This is a genomic window from Modicisalibacter sp. MOD 31.J (assembly GCF_020147985.1).
GTDB classification, from domain to species: Bacteria; Pseudomonadota; Gammaproteobacteria; order Pseudomonadales; family Halomonadaceae; genus Modicisalibacter; species Modicisalibacter coralii.
The window spans coordinates 342,380-361,353 of record NZ_JAGXFF010000006.1 but is presented as its reverse complement, the minus strand read 5'-3'; the positions used below and the strand labels follow the sequence as shown (position 1 = coordinate 361,353).

Genomic DNA, 18,974 nt, shown 5'->3' with positions numbered 1-18,974 from the left:
TCAAAAACTTACCGAGAGAAGCCGTCGGCATCGCTCCCTGCAAGCTAGGCAGGGCTCGCAGAGGCGTCAAGCCGCCGGCGATGGATGAGGGGGCCCGCCGACGCATGACGGTCGGCGCGACTACTGGCGAGTCGGTGCCGGACGTGGTCTCGGGACAGTGCCCTGCGCCAGGGAACGCCAGGCGAGGCTGACTTCCAGCCCGTGGGGGTCACGATTGCGCAGTTCCAGTTTGGCCGCCTGGCGCTTGGCGAGTTCGAGGACGATGGACAGCCCCAGGCCGCTGCCGGTGGTGCGCTGGTCGGCGGCGCGCCGGAAGCGCTCGGTGACCTTGTCGATCAACTCCTCGGGAATGCCCGGCCCGCTGTCGCGCACGATCAGACGCGCCAGACCGTCGCTCAGCGCCAGCTCGATCTCCACGGTGCCGGATTCCGGCGTGTAGCGCAGGGCGTTGTCGAGCAGATTGCGGATCAGGATGCCCAGCTCGACCGGATCGGCACGCACCCACAGCGATTCGAGGCCGGTGAGCTCGATCTGCTGGTGGCGCGCCTGGGCCCAGGGCCAGAGTTCGGCGACCAGATCGAGCACCAGCGGATAGACGTCGACGTCGGCGACGTGGCGGGCGTCCTGACGGTCCAGTCGCGCCAGTACCAGCAACTGCTCGACCACCCGCTGGAGTCGTTCGACACCGCTGTAGGCCTTGTCCAGCGAGGCCGACTCGCCGGCACGGGCATTGTCGAGATGGATCTTCAGGCCCGCCAGCGGCGTGCGCAGCTCATGGGCGGCGTCGGCGGTGAAGCGTCGCTCGCGCTCGAGGGTCTCGCGCAGGCGGGCGATGAAATCGTTGATCGCCTGACGCAGCCCGCCCAGCTCGCGCGGTACCTCGACATCGAGACAGCTCAGATCGCGATCGTTGCGCCCGGCGACCTGCCGCGACAGCGCGTCGATGGGCCCCAGCCCGCGGCGGATGATCACGCCCATCGCCCACAGCAGCAACACCACGGCCAGCAGCATGGGAATCAGGTTGCCCAGGGCCACCTTGCCCTCGAGTTCCTGCATGAACGCCTCGTGGATGCCCGAGCGAATCCAGGTTCGGCTGGCCTCGTCGTAGAGCGAGAAGACCCGCCAGCGCGCGCCGTCGTAGTCGACCCAGGCGTAGCCTTCCTCGTGGGGCGCCGGGAACGGGCCGGCATCGTTCCAGACCGCCCCCAGCAGGCGCGGGGTTCCGTCGCGATTCCAGAAGCCGACCGACAGCTTGCGCTCCTCGTGGTGGTAGCGCGCCGCCTGCGAGGCGTCGACGGGCAGGGCCTCGCTGGCCCGATAGAGGTGCGCGAAATGCTCGGGCTGGCTGAGCCGCTCGGCGATCCGCCGGTAGGTCGCCGGCGAGGTGTCCGGCTCGATCAGTCCCGCCACCACCCGACTCTGCAGACTGAGCTGGGCATCGAGAATCTCTTCCATCTCGTGGCCGGTGATCAGATAGGCAGCGGTGATCGCCAGCGCGGTCACCGCCGCCAGGACCAGCGCCAGCGTGCGGGTCAGATAGCGGCGAATCGAGATCATTCGATACGGGGGTCCAGGCGGTAGCCGATGCCACGCACGGTGGCGATCAGGCTCTTGTCGAGTTTCTTGCGCAGGTGATGAATATGCACTTCCACGGCATTGGACGCCACCTCCTCGTCCCAGCCGTAGAGCAGACTTTCCAGCCGCGGCCGGGTCATCACCTTGTCGGGGTGGCGCGCCAGCTCGAGCAGCAGGGCGTACTCGCGCCGCGCCAGCGAGATCGCCTCGCCGCGCCAGGTAACCTGATGGCGCGCCTCGTCGATGCGCAGCGGACCCACTTCCAGTACCTGCGAGGCGCGCCCCTCGGCACGCCGCATCACCACCCGCAGGCGCGCCAGCAGTTCCTGGAGATCGAAGGGCTTGAGCACGTAGTCGTCGGCCCCGCCGTCGAGCCCGGCGATGCGATCCTCGACGTCGTCGCGGGCAGTGAGGATCAGCACCGGCAAGGCGCTCTTGCGGCGCAGATGGCGCAGCACCTGCATGCCGTCGACGTCCGGCAGGCCGAGGTCGAGCACCACCACCGAGAAATCGTCGAAACGCAGCGCGGCCATGGCATCGGTCCCGTTGTCGAGCCACTCGACCACGTAACCCTCGCGCTGCAGGGCCGTCTTGATACCGTCCCCGAGCAGGGGATCGTCTTCCACCAGGAGTAATCGCATGCCGTCCCGTCGTTGTGCATCTCACCTACCGGAGCGCCAATGATCCGCGGGTTTCCTTAACGCTCGCTTAAGGTGTCGGGGCTCGGGCCGCCACTCTATACCCGCCGGGCGTTGAGTGGCATCATTGCCGATTTTGACGTCGCGCCAAAGCTCGCCCGGCTCGCCTGCCATTGTGGCTATCCTAGGGAAACGCCAGCCTTCGGCACCGCATCCGAGGCGTGCGCCGGCCACGGGGCCTTACGCCATCGGTCGCCCGACGCATTGCCGGCTGCCTTAAGGCTATCTTAAGACGCGCCGGGCAGACTGCCTCGCCATCGACAGGAAAAGAGTTCACCACCGTGACGACACCGCTGTTATCGATTGTCATACCCGCCCATGACGAAGCCGGCAACCTCCCCGCCCTGCTCGATGAAATCAGCACCGCGCTGCCGGATACCGATTACGAGGTGCTGGTGGTGGACGATGCCTCGCGAGACGACTCCTGGGACCTGCTCACCCGGCGGGCCCGGCAGGATCCGCGCCTGCGACCGCTGCACCATGCCCACAGCGCCGGGCAGAGCACCTCGGTCTGGCAGGCCGCCCACGCCGCCCGCGGCACCTGGCTGGCGACACTCGACGGCGACGGCCAGAACGACCCCGCCGACCTGCCCAGCCTCCTGGCCCGTGCCCGCCAGGGCGACGTCACGCTGGTCGCCGGGCAGCGCGTCAACCGGCGCGACGACTGGCTCAAGCGGCTGTCGTCACGGGTCGCCAACCGGGTGCGCGCTGCGCTGCTCGCCGACGACACTCCCGACACCGGCTGCGGCATCAAGGTCATCCAGCGCCGCGCCTTCCTCACTCTGCCCTACTTCGATCACATGCACCGCTTCCTGCCAGCGCTGATCCAGATGCAGGGTGGTCGCTGCGTCTCGGTGCCGGTCAATCACCGCCCGCGCGGCACCGGAAAATCCCACTACGGGCTCAACAACCGGCTCTGGGCGGGGCTCGTCGACATGCTCGGCGTGATGTGGCTGCGCAAGCGCTCGCGCCTGCCGGCACCGGTCGAGGGCCTGCGCGACCTGCCGGGGCTCGGCGACAGCGCCCCGCAAAGCGCGCCCCACCCCGCCACGCCGCCGGAGGGCAGCCCACGATGAGCGCGGAATGGATCTGGGTGGCCATCGGCTTCGTCGGCCAGGCCATGTTCTCGGCCCGCTTCCTGGTTCAGTGGATCGCCAGCGAACGGGCCAAGCGAAGCATCGTCCCCAAGGCTTTCTGGATCTTCAGTCTGGCCGGTGGCGCCACGCTGTTCGCCTATGCCCTCTATCGCCGCGATCCGGTATTCATCGCCGGCCAGGGCGCCGGGCTGTTCATCTACGTGCGCAACATGGTCCTGATTCGCCGGGAGTCCCGCCGGGAGCAGGAGCCCTCCCGCTGAGCCCGATCTTCATCCCCGACTGGTGAGTGGTCCCATGCAACGTCCCGCCTATCTCCACGGCAAGCAGCGCCTGTCCTGGCTACTGCTGCTGCTCGTCGCCACGGCCCTGCTGGCACTGGGTATCGGCCTGCGCGATCCCTGGCCCGCCGACGAACCGCGCTTCGCGCTCAACGCGCTGGAGATGCTCGATACCGGCCACTTCTGGATCCCCCATCGCGGCGGCGAACCCTACCCGGACAAGCCACCGGTCTTCATGTGGGCCTCGGCGGCGTCGATCGCCCTGACCGGCTCGGTCCGCCTGGGCTTTCTGATCCCCTCGCTGATCGGCGCCCTGGGATCGCTGGCACTGGTCATGGACCTCTCCCGGCGCCTGTATGGCCGCCGGGTGGCCTTCCTGGCCGGCGCCGCGCTGCTCAGCACCCTGCAGTTCGTGCTCCAGGCCAAGACCGCCCAGATCGACATGCTGGTGACCCTGTGGATCACGCTGGGGGCCTACGGCATGCTGCGTCATGCCCTGCTGGGCCCCGCCCGACGCTGGTGGTTCATCGGCTGCGCCTCCATGGGGCTCGGCGTGATCACCAAGGGCGTGGGCTTTCTGCCGCTGCTGATGCTGCCGGCCTGGGGGCTGCTGGCGTGGCGCGGCCAGGCCACCCGGCTGGCCTGGAAGGACCTGGCGCTGGGCCTGGCCACCCTGGTCGGCACCATCGCCCTGTGGGCGGTGCCCATGGCCCTGATCACCACCTTCAGCGACGACCCGACGCTCGCCGCCTATCGCGATAACATCCTCTTCAAGCAGACCGGCCAACGCTACGCCGAGTCCTGGCATCACCTGAAGCCCTGGTACTACTACCTGGTCGAGGTGATCCCCTGGGCCTGGCTGCCGCTGATCCTCGGGCTGCCGTGGCTGGTGCCGGCCTGGTGGCATCGCACGCGCCGACTGGATGCGCGGGTGCTGCTGCCGCTCAGCGGGGTGATCCTGCTGGTGGGCTTCTTCTCGCTGTCGCCGGGCAAGCGCGGTGTCTACATGCTGCCGGGCGTGCCCCTGCTGGTACTGGCCATGGCGCCGCTGCTCCCGGGCCTGCTCTGCAAGCGCTGGCTGCACTGGCTGGGCGCCGGCCTGGTGGCGGTGCTGGGCGGGATCTTCCTGGTCGCCGGCATCCTCGGCGCCGCCGGGCTGCCGGCACTGGCCGATCTAGCCGCCAAGTACAGTGTCTCGCCGTGGCTGTGGTGGATTGTCCTGGGCCTGGCCGCCGCCGCCCTGCTCTACGCGCTGCGGCCGCGCCGCGGCATGCTCGCCCTGGCCGGCTGGCTGGTGGTGTTCTGGGGGCTGTGGTCGACCTGGGGCTACCAGCAGCTCGACGGCACCCGCTCGCCGCGCGACATGATGCAGCACGTCGCCCAACTGACCGGCAGCGACGCCTGGCTGGCCATGCCCGCCTTCGACGAGGAGTTCCTGCTGCAGGCGCGCCAGCCGACGGTGCATTTCGGCTTCAAGACGCCCGAGCCGGCCCAGCTCGAGCGGGCTTTCGCCTGGCTCGACGCGGCCCCGGCGACACGCTGGATGTTCGTCGATCAGGGCATGACCGAGGAGATGCCGTGTGCCGACCTCTCCCAGGCGCGCGACCTGGGCCTGCAGAACAACGACCACTGGCTGCTGATCCCGGGTACCGCCTTCGGCGAGTGTCACGGCGATGCCGATGCCGCCCCGCTCTACGTGGCGCCGACCACGCTGGCCGGCCACGCCTCGCCACCCGACGGGACCGGCAACGGCTGAGCCCGCTCTACGGTGAGGTCGACCAGCTCTGGCCCCGCTCCGACGGGTCGGGCTGCGGGCAGTCGAGCGCGTCGGTGGACCAGGTGTCGCGACGCGACTGATGACACTGATCGGGCCCGGTATCCTCGGCCCGCGGCGGATTGCCCCCGCCCGACAGCCCATCGACGTGAACCTCGATCTCGGGGGCCGGCCAGCGTGGGTAAGGGCCGTGGGGCCAGTGCCCGCCCCAGCGGTCACCGCCGGGCCAGTGATCATGGCGCGGCGGCCACGGCGGATGACGCTCGCCGCGCCAGTGGCGATAGCCGCCGTCACGCCAGCGGTCGTCGTGGCGCCACCACCGGGCGTCGTTGCGGGGGACGCCCGGCCAGTGCTCGTCGTGGCGTAGCGCGCGCGGCGGCGCCAGACCGTCGGCGTCCAGCGGCTGGACGGTCCAGCCACCCTGGCCATCGCCGAGCAGATAGGCGCCGCCCTCGCCAGCCTGGGCCGCCAACGGGCCAGCCCCCATCCAGGCCATTACCACGCCGGCCAGCAGGCCGGCGATCCGGGTCTCGCGTCGTCCGTGCATGGTGCGCCTCCTGAAGCGTTGCGATCCTTTCAAGCCGACTCTCTCAGTCTAGCGTCTCGCCCTGCCCGGCGCCGTGCTCGACCAGCCACGCCCAGAGCCGTCGCGATTCGGGATGCAGCGCACGCCGCGCGGGGCGTACCAGCCAGAACCCTTCGTCGCTGTCGACGCTCAACGCGAAGGGCGCCACCAGGTCGTCGCGCTTGTCGAGCAGGCTGCGATGGGTCAGGGCCACGCCCCCGCCGCGAGCCGCCAGCGACAGGGTCATCACCTGGCTGTCGCAGAGCAGCGAACCGCAGCGCTGATCCAGCTCGGGCACGCCGGCGCACTCCAGCCAGGCCGGCCAGCCCACGGCGAAGCCCACCGCATGCAACAGCGTCTCGCCGGCCAGATCGGCGGGCGTCGCGAGTCGCTCGGCGACGCGCGGTGAACAGGCCGGCAGCATCGACTCGCGGCCCAGCGACACGGCCTCCACCGCCTCCCAGTCGCCGCGTCCGTAGCGAATCTCGATGTCCGCGCCCTCGGGCCCGAAATCGTCGCGCCAGATCGCGCTGACCAGACGCACCACGATCGTCGGATTGGCGCGGTGGAAGTCGAGCAGCAACGGTGCCAGCCAGGTCTGCTGCATCACCGGCGTGGCACGCAGCGTCACCGGCGCCTCGCTGCGCGGTCCGAACACCTCGGCGGTGCCTTCGGAAAGCCGGGCGAAGGCTTCCTGGATGCTCGGCAGCCAGGCCTGTCCCGCCGGCGTGAGCGTCAGGCTGCGCGGGTGGCGGACGAACAGCTTCTGGCCCAGGCGATCCTCGAGCAGACGGATCCGCTGACTGACGGCCGACTGGGTGATCGCCAGTTCCTGGCCGGCTTCGGTGAAGCTCAGGGTTCGCGCGGCGACTTCGAAGGCCTGCAACCAGAGCAACGGGGGCAAGGGGTTCATGAAAAAGGCACCTATAAGTTCAACTTGGCCTTAGACCGTAGATTAATCGTTTGTCGCTCTGTTTCCCAGCCGTCATCCTCGTAGACGTTTTCGAATCACCGATCGCTTCGCAGGAGGTCATGCATGAGCGTCACCGCATCGTCGCCCCACACCCAGCCGGACACGCGTCAGCCGCGCCAGGCCATGGGCGAACTCTCGGCCCACGACGATGGCCCGGCCCTCGTCGAGGCGGTGGCGACCGGCGCCCGCATCACCGTGGACTGGGCGGATGGCGCACGCAGCCACTTTCCCCTGCTCTGGCTACGCGACCATTGCGCCTGCGCGGTTTGTCGCCATCCGCTGACCCGCGAGCGCCTGTTCGTGCCGCTCCAGGAGATCGATGCCGCCCCCGCCGTGGCCATCGACGACGGCGTGTTGCGCATCGACTGGGCCGACGGCCACGAGAGCCGCTTCGATCCGGTATGGCTGCGCCAGCGCCGCCTCGATGCGCCCGACTCGACGCCCGATCCGCTCCCGCAGCGGCGGGCCTGGGCCGATGACTTCCGCCCGGCCCGCATCGCCCACCACGATTTCATGCGCACCCGGGGCGAACGCGAGTGGCTCGAGGCGTTGCTGCGCGACGGCCTGGTGCTGCTCGAGGACGGCCCGCTGGCCGACGAGGAGGTCAGCCGCCTGGCGGGGCGCATCGGCCCGCTGCGTGCCACCAACTTCGGGGCCCGCTTCGACGTCCGCTCCAAGCCCAATCCCAACAATGCCGCCTATACGTCGATCGGCCTGGCACTGCACACCGACCTGCCCAACTGGCGTCAGCCGCCGGATATCCAGTTGCTCTACTGCCTGCAGAACGAGGCCGAGGGCGGCGAGTCGACCTTCGCCGACGGCTTCGCCGTGGCCGAAGCACTGCGCGAAAGCGACCCCGAGGCGTTCCGGCGGCTCGCCGAGACACCGATCGATTTCCGCTTCCAGGACGAGGATCACGACATCGCGGTGCGCGGGCCGATCATCCAGTTGGACGCGGCCGGCCGTCCCCTGGAGATCCGCTTCAACAACTGGATCCGCGACACCCTGCGGCTGCCGCTGGATCAGGTCGACGCCTGGTACGCTGCCTACCGCCGCTTCTGGCAACTGCTGCATGACCCGCGCTACCAGCTCGAGTTCGCCCTGGCGCCGGGCGAGATGGTCGCCTTCGACAACCGCCGCGTGCTGCACGGTCGCAAGGCGTTCGATCCCAACACCGGCAAGCGCCACTTGCAGGGCACCTACCTCGATCTGGATCTGCTGGAATCCCGGTTGCGCGTGCTGGCCCGCTGAAGCGGTCAGCCACGCGACGCCCGATACCGCCGCGCCGGCACACAACCAGAACAGGCGTGGCGGCTTCCTTCCCGATGACAAGGAGATCGCATGAAATCCCGCAATGCATGGTACGCAGTCCCGCTTGCCCTGGGCCTTAGCCTGGGCGCCCACGCCGCCGAGACGGTCGAGTTCGGCGTGCCCGCCTGGCCGGGGATCACCGTCAAGACCCAGATCGCCGAGCAGTTGCTCGCGCCGCTGGGCTACGACAGCCGTAGCCAGGACCTCGGCCTGCAGGTGATCTACCAGGCCCTGTCGTCCGGTGACCTCGACGTTTTCCTCGGCGGCTGGCTGCCGGCCCAGCAGGACATGCTGAAGCCGCGCGAGGAAAGCGGCGACATCGTGCGTCTGGCCAACAACGTCGACGGCGCGCAGATGACCCTGGCGGTGCCCGACTACGTCTACGCGTCCGGCATCCAGCGCTTCGCCGACCTCGATGCCCATCGCGACGAGTTCGACGGCAAGATCTACGGCTTCGGCGCCGGCTCGGCGGCCAGCGAAATCCTGCACAAGGCGATCGATGCGGATACCTGGGGGCTGGGCGACTGGCAGATCGTCGACACCAGCACGGTGGGCATGCTCAGCGCCGCCAAGGACGCCATCAAGCACGAGAAGCCGATCGTCTGGGTGGGCTGGACACCGCACTGGATGAACCTAGAACTGCCGATGCGCTACCTTAGCGACTCCAAGGACCTGTTCGGCCCCGACAACGGCAAGAGCCAGGTGCTGACGCTGATGCGCAGCGACTTCGCCGACGCTCACCCCAACCTGACGACCTTCTTCAACCAGTTCGCCTTCAGCGCCGAGGAGCAGAGCTGGATGATCCGCGGCTTCGGGCTCGAGGAGAAAAGTGCCGAGTCGGTCGCCAGTCAGTGGATCCACGACCACCCGGATCGCGTCGAGACGATGCTCCAGGGCGTGACCACCGCCGACGGCGAGCCCGCCTGGCCGGCGGTCAAGCAGGCGCTTTCGCTGTAACGACGGGCACGCCCGTGCGCGAAGACGCGCCGGTCCCGAGGGGCCGGCGCGTCTTCGCGTTTGGCCAGCGTCGCGGATGCCAGTATGCTGTGCGCGAATTCATCGACGGGGACCCTCGCCCCCATGAGTCGTTCTCTCGGACTCGTCATCGTGCTGGTGGCCGTGCTCGCCGCCTTCGGCCTGCTCTGGCAGTGGCTGGCCATGAACGATGCCCTCTCGCCGCAGCGCCTGCTCGAGATGGCGCATCATGCCTTCGGCTGGCGCGATTCGCGGTGGGCGATTCCGATCGTCATCGCCATCTTCGTCGGCGCCTCGCTGCTGATGTTCCCGCTGAGCATCCTGGTTGCCGTGACCGGCCTGATGTTCGGGCCGGTGTGGGGCTTCGTCTATTCGCTCGTCGGCACCCTGCTGGCCTCGGTGATCACCTACTGGATCGGCCACAAGCTGGGCCGCGACGCCCTGCTGCGCCACGGCGGCAAGCGCCTGAACGGCCTGGCCCGCCATCTCGCCGGACGCGGCGTGCGTACCATGACACTGGTCAACCTGCTGCCGCTGGCGCCCTTCACGCTGACCAACATGATGGCCGGCGCCTTCCACCTGCGCTTTCGCGACTACATGATCGGCTCGCTGATCGGGATCATTCCCGGCCTGGTGGGGGTCGCCCTGCTGGGCAGCCAACTGGGGGAGCTGGTCACCGCCGAGAACTGCGGCGAACTGCTGTGGTCGCTGGGCGGCATCACCCTGGCGGTCCTGGTACTGGTGGGGCTCAAGCGCTACGCCGATCGCAAGCAGCGCAACCGGCGCCAATCCTGACCCGCCCGGATCGGGCCTTCATTTCTGCGAGGCTTCGGACTCGTCGGGCTTGACCAGCGGCAGGCCGAACATCGGCTCGTCCTGCAGCACCGAACGCAGCACCCGGCCGCGGTGGCGCAGCAGTTGCCATTCCGCCTCGAGACGCCCGCGCACCCGTTCCCAGGCCCCGTCGTCGGCGTGACTGACCGGTCCGCCGGCGGCGATCACCTTGCGGTAGAGCTTGATGCAACGCTCGGCGCAGCAGGCCTCGTCGAAGTTTTCGGCGGTCGCCAGCGCGCCACGGCGCAGGGTCTCGCGGCGCTCGCGATCGTCGAGCTGATCGAGCGCCGCGGCGAACCCGGCACTGTCGTCGGCGGCCAGCAACAGGCCATTGCCGCCGTGCGCGATCACCTCGCGAACCCCGGTGGCATTGATCGCCACCACCGGCAACCCGGCGGCCATCGCTTCGACCAGCACCATCCCCTGGGTCTCGCTGTGCGAGGCGAAGGCGAACACGTCCATGGCGTGATAGGCGTCGATCAGTTCCTGGTCGCGCAGCTTGCCGGTGAAGTGAAAGCGATCGGCGACGCCGAGGCGTACCGCGGCATCGTGCATCGCGGTGCGCGCATCGCCGTCACCGACCACCAGGAAGCGCGCCCCGGGCCGGTTCGCCAGCCACTGCGCCACGGTACGCGCCAGAAACGGCAGGTTCTTCTCCTGGGCCAGGCGCCCCACGTGCCCCACCACATAGGCCGACTCCGGGATGTTCAGCCGCCGACGCAGGCTCGCTCCGTTGCCACTCGCGAAACGCCGGGTATCGACCCCGCTGGGCACCACGCAGATCGCCCGGTTGGCACCACGCAGCAACAGCATGTCGCGGATGCTCTCGCTGGGCGCGATCACCGCATCGCAGAGGTGGGTGTACTCGGTGGACAGCGCCACCGCGAAACGCTGCATGCGCGGCGAATCGCCCGGCACGTAGTGGGTGTAGTGCTCGTAGAGGGTGTGATGGGTGAAGACCAGCGGCAGGCCGTAGGTCTCGGCGGCGCGGGCGGCGGTATCGCCGAGCAGGAAGGGGTGATGGGAGTGGACGATGTCGGGCTCGAAGGCCTCGATGGCTTCATAGAGCTGGCCGGGGATCGGCACCGGCAGCGAGAAGTCGCTGCCATTGAAGTGCTGCACCGCCGCCACCCGGATCACGTCGGGTTCGTGGCGCGGCTGCCCCTCCAGCTTCGGCGCCACCACCAATACCCGATGTCCCTCGGCCTGCAGGCGCCCCTTGAGACGCTGGACGGATTCGCTCACGCCCCCGACGATCGGCCGATAGGTATTGGTAAACATGAGAATATTCAAGCCAGCGACTCCCTTGGCAACCGGACCCCCATCCGCGGGGGGCACATCATAGCAGGACAGGCCACGCTTGCCTGCCAGGATACGCTCAACCCGGCGCCGGGACACGGCCCGGCAGACTGTCTTCAAGATAGGCGATGAAAGCCCCCAGCCGCGCGGGCAGGTGGCGCTGCGGCGCATAGACGGCGTAGAAATCCGCCGCCACACCGCGCCAGGCCGGCAGCAACTCGCACAGGCGGCCGGCCTCGAGATCGGCATGCACGTCCCACCAGGAGCGCAGCATGATGCCGTGGCCGTCGAGCGCCAGCCGGGTGATCACCTCGCCGTCGTTGCTGGCCAGCCGGCCGCCCACCTTGATCGATAGCGTCTCGCCGTCGCGGTCGAAACGCCACACGGCGTAGTCGCTGTCGTTCTCGCGCACCACCAGGCAGGGGTGGGCGGCCAGATCCTGGGGACGTGTCAGCGCCGGCATCGTCGCCAGGTAGTCGGGCGAGGCGCACAGGATACGCCGGTTGGGCAGGACCCGTCGCGCTACCAGCCGCGAATCCGGCGGCCTGCCGACCCGGATGCCCACGTCGAAACCGTGATCGGCCAGGTTGAGCGGAAAGTTGGTCAACTCGAGCAGCACCTCGAGGCGCGGATGGGCGGCGGTGAAGCGCGACACCAGCGGCGCGACGTGGCGCCGACCGAAACCGAAGGTGGCGTTGACCCGCAGCCGCCCGGTCAGATCGCGCTGGCGGTCGCGCAGGTCACCCTCCAGATCGCGAAGCTCGTCGAGGATCGCCGCGCCACGCCGGCGATAGAGCTCGCCCTCGGCGGTCAGCGTCAAGCGCCGGGTGGTGCGCTGCGCCAGCGGTACGCCGAGCCGGGCCTCGAGCTGCATCAGCCGCTTGCTCACCGCCGACAGCGACAGCCCCAGCTCTCGCGCCGTGGCGGTGAGACTGCCGCACTGGGCGAGGCGTTGAAAGAAGGCCAGGTCGTTGAGCGTGTCCACGCGGCGCGATTCTCCACTTACAGGCAACAATGGCTTGCACTCTACCCCGATTATTTCATCGTGCACAGCCGCTAGACTGCAGGGGCGACCGAGCATTTCAGGAAAGGAGACACCCGCATGAGTCACAAGATCGCCGTGCTGGCCGGCGATGGCATCGGCACCGAAGTGATGCCCGAAGGCCTGCGCGTCCTCGAAGCCACCGCCGAGCGTTTCGGCATCGCGCTGGACTTCGAGCACTTCGACTTCGCCTGCTGCGACTACTATCTCGCGCACGGCAAGATGCTGCCCGACGACTGGCGCGAGACCCTCGCCCCCTTCGACGCCCTCTTCTACGGCGCGGTGGGCTGGCCCGACAAGGTGCCCGACCATGTCTCGCTGTGGGGCTCGTTGCTGCAGTTCCGCCGGGGCTTCGATCAGTACATCAACCTGCGCCCGTGTCGCTCGATGCCCGGCATCCAGAGCCCGCTGGTCGATCGCGGCCCCGGCGACATCGACTTCTATGTGGTGCGCGAGAACACCGAGGGCGAATATTCGAGCATCGGCGGCAAGATGTTCGAGGGCACCGAGCGCGAGGTGGTGATCCAGGAAACCGTGATGACCCGCACCGGCGTCGACCGGGTGCTCGAGTACGCCTTCGCGCTGGCCGCCAGACGCCCGCGCCGCAAGCTGACCTCGGCGACCAAGTCCAACGGCATCTCGATCACCATGCCCTATTGGGACGAGCGGGTGCAGGCGATGGCCAGGAACTACCCCGACGTCACCGTCGACAAGTTCCATATCGACATCCTCACCGCCAACTTCGTGCTGCATCCGGACTGGTTCGACGTGGTGGTGGGCAGCAACCTGTTCGGCGACATCCTCTCCGACCTGGGACCGGCCTGCACCGGCACCATCGGCGTCGCCCCCTCGGCCAACATCAACCCCGAAGGCAAGTTCCCCAGCCTGTTCGAGCCGGTGCACGGCAGCGCCCCGGACATCGCCGGCCAGGGCATCGCCAACCCCATCGGCCAGATCTGGAGCGGCGCGATGATGCTCGACCACCTGGGCCACGAGGATGCCGGCAAGGCAATCGTCGATGCCATCGAGACCGTGCTGCGCGACGGCCCCGATCGGGCACCGCTGACCCCGGACCTCAAGGGCAAGGGCAGCACCGAAGACCTGGGCCGGGCGATCGCCGAGGCGGTCGCCAAGGGTTGAACGGCGGCAGATTCGCCGAAAGCGGCATACAGGCGCTAGGATGGGATGGCGGCGGCCCCGCCGTCGCTGTCAGGATGTCAAAACGACCATAAGGAGATGACCGTGACCCTGTTCGAAGCCCTGCGCGAGGACCACCAGACCCAACGCACCCTGCTCGATCTGCTCGTCAAGACCGAAGGGGACAGCGAAGGCCGCGAGGAACTGTTCCGCAAGGTCAAGGCGGAGCTGCAATACCACGCCGCGGCCGAGGAGCGCGCGCTCTATGTGCCGATGATGGAATACGACCTGACCCAGGAGAAGGCCCGTCACAGTGTCGCCGAACACCACGAGATCGACGAGCTGATCGAGACGCTGGAAGAAACCCGCTTCAGTTCGCCGGGCTGGCTCGCCCAGGCCAGGAACCTCCAGGAACTGGTGAGCCATCACCTCGACGAGGAGGAACAGGAGGTCTTCCAACTGGCCGGTCGCGCCCTCGATGATGACCACAAGCAGCAGCTGGCCGAGACCTACCGCAACACCATGGCCGAACAGCGCGGCTGAGCGGGCGACGCACGCCGCCTGACGGCATGCGCATCCCGGTCATAAGGCGGGCGAGCGCCTGGCACCTTTCCGCCCGTCCGCCTATCCCAGAGAAGGGCGACCGATAACAACGCACGACAAGCACGCCCCGAGGTGCTATCGGGACATGCGTGACGTCGCGGGTACGGCGGCAGAGGCCCTGCTCAGGCCGATGGATTGACCCGGAAGCGGCTTACCGTCTGATGGAGTTGACTGGCCTGGTCTTCCAGCGATTCTGCCGCCGATGCCGCCTGCTGAACCAGCGCCGCATTCTGTTGCGTTACCTGATCCATCTGCGCGACCGCCTGATTGACCTGCTCGATACCCGACGACTGCTCGTTCGACGCTGCCGAAATCTCGCCCATCAGATCGCTCACTCGCTGGGCACTCTCGCGAATCTCGTTCATGGCGCCATCGGCCTGGTTGACCAGGTCCGCACCACTGGTGACCTGTCCCACCGAGCGTTCGATCAGGGTCTTGATGTCGCTGGCCGCCTGCGCCGAGCGACTGGCGAGATTGCGCACCTCGCCGGCGACCACGGCGAACCCGCGCCCCTGCTCGCCGGCTCGGGCAGCCTCCACCGAGGCGTTGAGCGCCAGCAGATTGGTCTGGAAGGCAATGCCGTCGATCAGGCTGATGATATCGGCGATCTGACCGGAACTCTCGCGGATATCGCCCATGGTACTGACGACCCGCGCGATCACTTCCTGCCCCTTGACGACCGACTCGGTGGTCTGCGAAGCCAACCGGTTGGCCTGAGCGGCATTGTCGGCATTCTGGCTCACCGTGGAGGTGAGCTGCTCCATGCTCGCAGCGGTCTCCGCCAGGGAGGCCGCCTGCTGCTCGGTGCGCGACGACAGGTCGTTGTTGCCGGCGGCGATCTCGCGGGCGCCGGTATCGATCGACTCGCTGGCATGACGCAGCCGCGCGATGGTACTCGCCAGCTCACGGCGCATGCGCTCGATGGCGGCCATCAGGCTGCCCTGATCGCCGTCGCGCAGCGGCGTCACATGGGTCAGGTCGCCATCGGCGACACGCCCGACCACGCCGGCCGCCACGCTGGGCTCGCCGCCGAGGCTGTTGTAGACGTTGCGAATCAGCAACAGGAACACCGCCGTCAGGGCACCACCGGCGATCAACAGAATCACCGCATAGCGCCACAACTTGCCGAAAAAGGCACGCTGGATATCATCGACGTAGACCCCGGCCGCCACGTTCCAGCCCCAGGGCGCGAAACGTTCCACGTAACTGAGCTTGGGATAACGCGTCTTGTCGCTGGCCGAGCCGCGCATGGAATGATAGGCCAGATACCCCCCGCCCTGGCCGGCGATGCGCGCCAGTTCACCATAGACCGCCACGCCGTTGGGATCGCGGTAGTCGCTCATGTCGCTGCCCGGCTCGCGGCGCGGATGATAGACGATGTCGGCATTCTCATCGAAGACGAACAAGTAGTTGCTGCGGTCGCGACCGAAGCGCATGGCATCCAGGGCTGCCGCCGCCCGCCGTTGAGCCTCGTCGGTATTGAACTCTCCGGCATCGCCCCCCTCGGCATAACCGTCGAGCAGTGTCGTTACCATGCCCACGGTGTTGAACAGCGACTGGCGCCGATCCTCGATCATCGTGCCACGCCCCTGCCAGGCCATGCCGACCACGATGCCGATCATCACCAGCCACATCAGTCCCAGGGTTGCCCACAGCTTGCGTTTCAGCGTCCAGCCGGACCGTCCTGATCCGCTCTCGTGGCGTCTCGTGGCGTCGCTACCGCTCCCCTGCCGCCCCGCCACCACCATCCCCTGCATTGCCGTCATCGTCAGCGTCCCCAACCATTGTTCTGTTCGTCAATAACGGGGCTATATCGGCCGGCTTGTCAGGCACTTTAGAGAGCAGGCATCGTCATCGGGCCTCTCACGCCATGCAATGTCCCCTTGCAGGGTCGTCTTTGGTCGTAAATAGCCCTCAAATGTTCCACTTACGGATTTTCAGCTTCTACATTTGACGGAGAGGTCTGCCCGATTCACGGCTTTGCCTCTCTTTTAGACGACCCACTGACACAACAAGCAAGGTGATCTCATGACGCTCGGACGCCGTCAGTTCCTCACCGCGTCGGCCGCGCTGGCCGCGGCCTCGACGATCCCCAACGTCTTCGCGCAACCCTCCGGCGCCCCGCCAGCCCGCTACCCGGCGGATGTCTGGCAGGTGGTCGACGATCGCTTCAAGGAGTTCTTTCTCTTCAACACCCCGCTGCAGCGCCACTGGAGCGAGGGGCTCTGGCTGGAGGGCCCGGCCTGGAATGCCGTCGGCCGCTACGCGGTGTTCAGCGACATCCCCCGCGCCCGGCAGATGCGCTGGGACGAGGCCACCGGGGAGGTCAGCGTGCTGCGCTACGAGGTCGGCCACTCCAACGGCAATACCTTCGACCATCGCGGCCGACTGGTCGCCTGCGAGCACTCGCCGGCCCGCGTGGTGCGCTACGAGTGGGACGGCTCGACCACGGTGCTCGCCGAGAGTTACCAGGGCAAGCGACTCAATGCGCCCAACGACCTGGTGGCACTGCCCTCCGACGGGATCATCTTCACCGACCCCGGCTACGGCGCCCACGTCGACTACGAAGGTCACAAGCGCCCGCTCGAGCTGCAGCCGGCGGTCTACTATGTCGACGACAGCCTCGACGAGCCGATCCTGCTCACCCGGGAACTCTACAAACCCAACGGCATCACCCTCGGGCCCAAGGGCGATACCCTCTACATCAGCGACACCGCCCCCTCCCATCACCCGGATCAGCCGGCGACCATCACCCGCTGGTCGCTCGCTCCCGACGGACGCAAGCTCGACAACAAGCGACAGCTCGCCAGCAGTCCCAAGGAGGTCTACGACGGGCTCACCTGCGACGAACAGGGCAACGTCTGGGCCGCCGCCTCGGGCGGCGAGGGCATCGATGGGGTCGCGGTGTTCGATCCCGAGGGCGTGCTGCTGGGGCGGATCCTGCTGCCGGAAGTCTGTGCCAACCTGTGCTTCGTGGGCGCGGACCGTAACCGCCTGCTGATGACCGCCAGCCAGTCGATCTACACACTCTATACCGGTGCCAAGGGCATCGCCTGAGCCATGCCGCCGCCCGAATGCCCGGCGCTCGGGCGGTTTTCATTATCGCACCCGCCATTTTCATCAGCCCGACGTGGTCCCTTGCCGAGGCCCCAACGGCCCCGGATGGTGAGGGCATCGCGAGGGCTAATCGGGTATTCGCCAGGCTACTTGCCGGCGATTCGGTGCCCGCTGCCGCTCGCCAACGGATACAACAACAGACAGGCGCCTTTGATGCTGACTTTCGATACCGTCGTCGCCTATCAGTGGGACGGCGATACCGCCATGACCCCGCCGACACGGCGCATCCTCGACGACGGCAAGCGCCATGAAGGCGTCGTCGCCGCCAGTGACGTCAGGGTCTTCGCGTCCACCGGCAACCGCAGTCAGGGCACCCGACATGCTGGGTGACTGGCTGAACCTGACCCTCGACGGCGACGTCACCGGCGAACGCGAGGGCCGGCTGCCGGGCGGACGCTACGTCCTGCACGGTCCCGGCATGCTCGAGTTGCAGCCCGCCGCGCCTAGGCCCGGCGCGCGGACGATGGTGATCTCGGCGGGCATCCATGGCGACGAGACCGCGCCCATCGAGCTCGTCGGCGAGCTGCTCGCCCGGATCGAGAGTGGCCAGTTGCGGGCGGGCGCCCCGGTGCTGGTGCTGCTCGGCAACCTGCCGGCGATCCGTGCCGGCACGCGCTACTGCGCGACCAATCTCAACCGCCTGTTCCGGCGCGATGCCGTGCTCCCCGACAACGACGAGGGAGCGCGTGCCGCCACCCTGATGGCCACGGTCGACGATTTCTTCGCTCGCCACCCCGGGCCGCGCCTGCACTACGACCTGCATACCGCGATTCGCGACAGCCGCTACCCGCGCTTCGCCGTCGAGCCGTTCGACGAAGCGGCCGCGACCGCCGACGAACAGTGGCGCTGGCTGGCCGCGGCGGGTATCCAGGCGGTGCTGCATCAGCACCGGCACAGCTGGACCTTCTCGCACTATTCCAAGCACTACCACGCCGCTCAGGCCTTCACCCTGGAGCTCGGCAAGGTGCGGCCATTCGGTACCAACGACCTGCACGCCCTGAGGCCCCTGCTGACGCTGCTCGAGGCCCTCGTCGAGGGGCGCGAGCCGCCCGGCGGCGCTTCGCCCGGGACCATGGCCTTCTTCCGCGTCGCCGCCGAGCTGATGCGCCATGCCCGGGCGTTTCGGCTATGTTTCGCCGACGATACGCCGAACTTCACCGAGTTCGCCGTGGGTACCCGTCTGGCCGAGGATGCCGAGGCCGGCGATTTCATCGTCGAGGGCGCGCCGCTGGCCGTGGTCTTTCCCAACGCCGAGGTCGAACTCGGCGCGCGGGCGGCACTCCTGGTGCGTCCGACCGAGCCACCCGAGACCGGCTGACCAAATTTTCTTCCAGCCACCAGGTCGTTCCTGGGGCGATATCACGGAATACAACAACAAGGCAGAGGTTTTTCCCATGATCCCGACTAAAATGATCGACCAAAGTCGCAACCGGGTTTTCCCGACAGGTTCTGGTGCTCGCCGGCGCGCCTGTTAGAATCGCTGCTTTTTTCGCGCCAGCCACGCTAGCCTCGTTTCGAATGCGCCGCACCGCGGCGAGACCCGTCACTGGAGCCCGACAATGGCCGACACCCCCCTTCCGCTCGACGTGCGCAACCTCAAGAAGCGCTTCGGCGACAACGAGGTCCTCAAGGGCCTGTCCCTCGAGGCCCACCAGGGCGACGTGATCTCCCTCATCGGGGCCTCCGGCTCCGGCAA

At 68.0% G+C, this 18,974-nt stretch carries 18 protein-coding genes; 11 read left to right on the top strand and 7 right to left on the bottom strand.

Annotation, left to right across the window (positions count from 1 at the left end; genetic code table 11):
• Positions 1-120 precede the first annotated feature (120 nt).
• Together KGR00_RS21470 and KGR00_RS21465 are read right to left on the bottom strand one after the other, a co-directional pair.
• On the bottom strand, positions 121-1,557 hold the full coding sequence (locus tag KGR00_RS21470) for an ATP-binding protein (protein WP_224424522.1): 1,437 nt from the start codon (positions 1,555-1,557) through the stop codon (positions 121-123).
• A complete protein-coding gene (locus KGR00_RS21465; protein ID WP_129141411.1) occupies positions 1,554-2,216 on the bottom strand; it encodes a response regulator transcription factor in 663 nt (220 codons plus the stop codon). The genes KGR00_RS21470 and KGR00_RS21465 overlap by 4 nt, the downstream gene beginning before the upstream one ends.
• Before the next feature lie 338 nt (positions 2,217-2,554).
• Here KGR00_RS21465 and KGR00_RS21460 point away from each other — a divergent pair, with 338 nt between their 5' ends.
• From KGR00_RS21460 to KGR00_RS21450, 3 genes are read left to right on the top strand one after another with little or no spacing between them, the layout of a single operon-like run.
• A complete protein-coding gene (locus KGR00_RS21460) occupies positions 2,555-3,349 on the top strand; it encodes a glycosyltransferase family 2 protein (RefSeq protein ID WP_129141410.1) in 795 nt (264 codons plus the stop codon).
• Positions 3,346-3,630: a lipid-A-disaccharide synthase N-terminal domain-containing protein gene (locus KGR00_RS21455; RefSeq protein ID WP_129141409.1), complete on the top strand. Its 285-nt coding sequence runs from the start codon at positions 3,346-3,348 to the stop codon at positions 3,628-3,630. Before KGR00_RS21460 ends, KGR00_RS21455 begins: the two co-directional genes overlap by 4 nt.
• 34 nt (positions 3,631-3,664) lie before the next feature.
• Positions 3,665-5,404 carry a glycosyltransferase family 39 protein gene (locus tag KGR00_RS21450; protein WP_224419264.1) on the top strand — a complete coding sequence of 580 codons (1,740 nt, stop codon included), beginning with the start codon at positions 3,665-3,667 and terminating at the stop codon, positions 5,402-5,404.
• 7 nt (positions 5,405-5,411) lie between these two features.
• Here the strand turns inward: KGR00_RS21450 and KGR00_RS21445 are convergent, their stop codons facing one another.
• Both KGR00_RS21445 and KGR00_RS21440 read right to left on the bottom strand, forming a co-directional pair.
• The gene (locus KGR00_RS21445; protein WP_224419263.1) at positions 5,412-5,969 is read right to left on the bottom strand and encodes a hypothetical protein; all 558 of its coding nucleotides are present in this window, start codon (positions 5,967-5,969) and stop codon (positions 5,412-5,414) included.
• A gap of 43 nt (positions 5,970-6,012) precedes the next feature.
• The gene (locus KGR00_RS21440; protein WP_224419262.1) at positions 6,013-6,900 is read right to left on the bottom strand and encodes a LysR substrate-binding domain-containing protein; all 888 of its coding nucleotides are present in this window, start codon (positions 6,898-6,900) and stop codon (positions 6,013-6,015) included.
• A gap of 123 nt (positions 6,901-7,023) precedes the next feature.
• Between KGR00_RS21440 and KGR00_RS21435 the strand changes: the two genes are divergently transcribed.
• The 3 genes from KGR00_RS21435 (at position 7,024) to KGR00_RS21425 (ending at position 10,041) form a co-directional block, all read left to right on the top strand.
• Complete coding sequence (locus KGR00_RS21435) at positions 7,024-8,211, top strand: TauD/TfdA family dioxygenase (RefSeq protein ID WP_224419261.1); 1,188 nt, start codon at positions 7,024-7,026, stop codon at positions 8,209-8,211.
• A gap of 90 nt (positions 8,212-8,301) precedes the next feature.
• Positions 8,302-9,228: an ABC transporter substrate-binding protein gene (locus KGR00_RS21430; RefSeq protein WP_224419260.1), complete on the top strand. Its 927-nt coding sequence runs from the start codon at positions 8,302-8,304 to the stop codon at positions 9,226-9,228.
• 123 nt (positions 9,229-9,351) lie between these two features.
• Positions 9,352-10,041: a TVP38/TMEM64 family protein gene (locus tag KGR00_RS21425; RefSeq protein ID WP_224419259.1), complete on the top strand. Its 690-nt coding sequence runs from the start codon at positions 9,352-9,354 to the stop codon at positions 10,039-10,041.
• Between the two features lie 18 nt (positions 10,042-10,059).
• Here the strand turns inward: KGR00_RS21425 and KGR00_RS21420 are convergent, their stop codons facing one another.
• Together KGR00_RS21420 and KGR00_RS21415 are read right to left on the bottom strand one after the other, a co-directional pair.
• Positions 10,060-11,373 carry a glycosyltransferase gene (locus KGR00_RS21420; RefSeq protein ID WP_224419258.1) on the bottom strand — a complete coding sequence of 438 codons (1,314 nt, stop codon included), beginning with the start codon at positions 11,371-11,373 and terminating at the stop codon, positions 10,060-10,062.
• Between the two features lie 85 nt (positions 11,374-11,458).
• Positions 11,459-12,364, bottom strand: coding sequence for a LysR family transcriptional regulator (locus tag KGR00_RS21415; protein WP_224419257.1), 906 nt, complete (start codon positions 12,362-12,364; stop codon positions 11,459-11,461).
• Positions 12,365-12,481: 117 nt separating this feature from the next.
• Here KGR00_RS21415 and KGR00_RS21410 point away from each other — a divergent pair, with 117 nt between their 5' ends.
• Together KGR00_RS21410 and KGR00_RS21405 are read left to right on the top strand one after the other, a co-directional pair.
• Positions 12,482-13,561, top strand: coding sequence for a tartrate dehydrogenase (locus KGR00_RS21410; RefSeq protein ID WP_224419256.1), 1,080 nt, complete (start codon positions 12,482-12,484; stop codon positions 13,559-13,561).
• Positions 13,562-13,663: 102 nt separating this feature from the next.
• Positions 13,664-14,101 (top strand): hemerythrin domain-containing protein, encoded by a 438-nt coding sequence (locus tag KGR00_RS21405; RefSeq protein ID WP_224419255.1) that lies wholly within the window; start codon positions 13,664-13,666, stop codon positions 14,099-14,101.
• 182 nt (positions 14,102-14,283) lie between these two features.
• Here KGR00_RS21405 and KGR00_RS21400 read toward each other — a convergent pair whose 3' ends face one another.
• Positions 14,284-15,927 (bottom strand): methyl-accepting chemotaxis protein, encoded by a 1,644-nt coding sequence (locus KGR00_RS21400; protein WP_275423206.1) that lies wholly within the window; start codon positions 15,925-15,927, stop codon positions 14,284-14,286.
• Positions 15,928-16,189: 262 nt separating this feature from the next.
• On the opposite strand from KGR00_RS21400, the gene KGR00_RS21395 reads away from it, so the two are divergent.
• From KGR00_RS21395 to KGR00_RS21385, 3 genes are all read left to right on the top strand, one after another.
• Positions 16,190-17,218 (top strand): SMP-30/gluconolactonase/LRE family protein, encoded by a 1,029-nt coding sequence (locus KGR00_RS21395; RefSeq protein ID WP_224419254.1) that lies wholly within the window; start codon positions 16,190-16,192, stop codon positions 17,216-17,218.
• Positions 17,219-17,431: 213 nt separating this feature from the next.
• A complete protein-coding gene (locus tag KGR00_RS21390; RefSeq protein ID WP_162500889.1) occupies positions 17,432-17,608 on the top strand; it encodes a hypothetical protein in 177 nt (58 codons plus the stop codon).
• Positions 17,598-18,596 carry a succinylglutamate desuccinylase gene (locus KGR00_RS21385; RefSeq protein ID WP_224419253.1) on the top strand — a complete coding sequence of 333 codons (999 nt, stop codon included), beginning with the start codon at positions 17,598-17,600 and terminating at the stop codon, positions 18,594-18,596. Before KGR00_RS21390 ends, KGR00_RS21385 begins: the two co-directional genes overlap by 11 nt.
• The last annotated feature ends 378 nt before the right edge of the window (positions 18,597-18,974 follow it).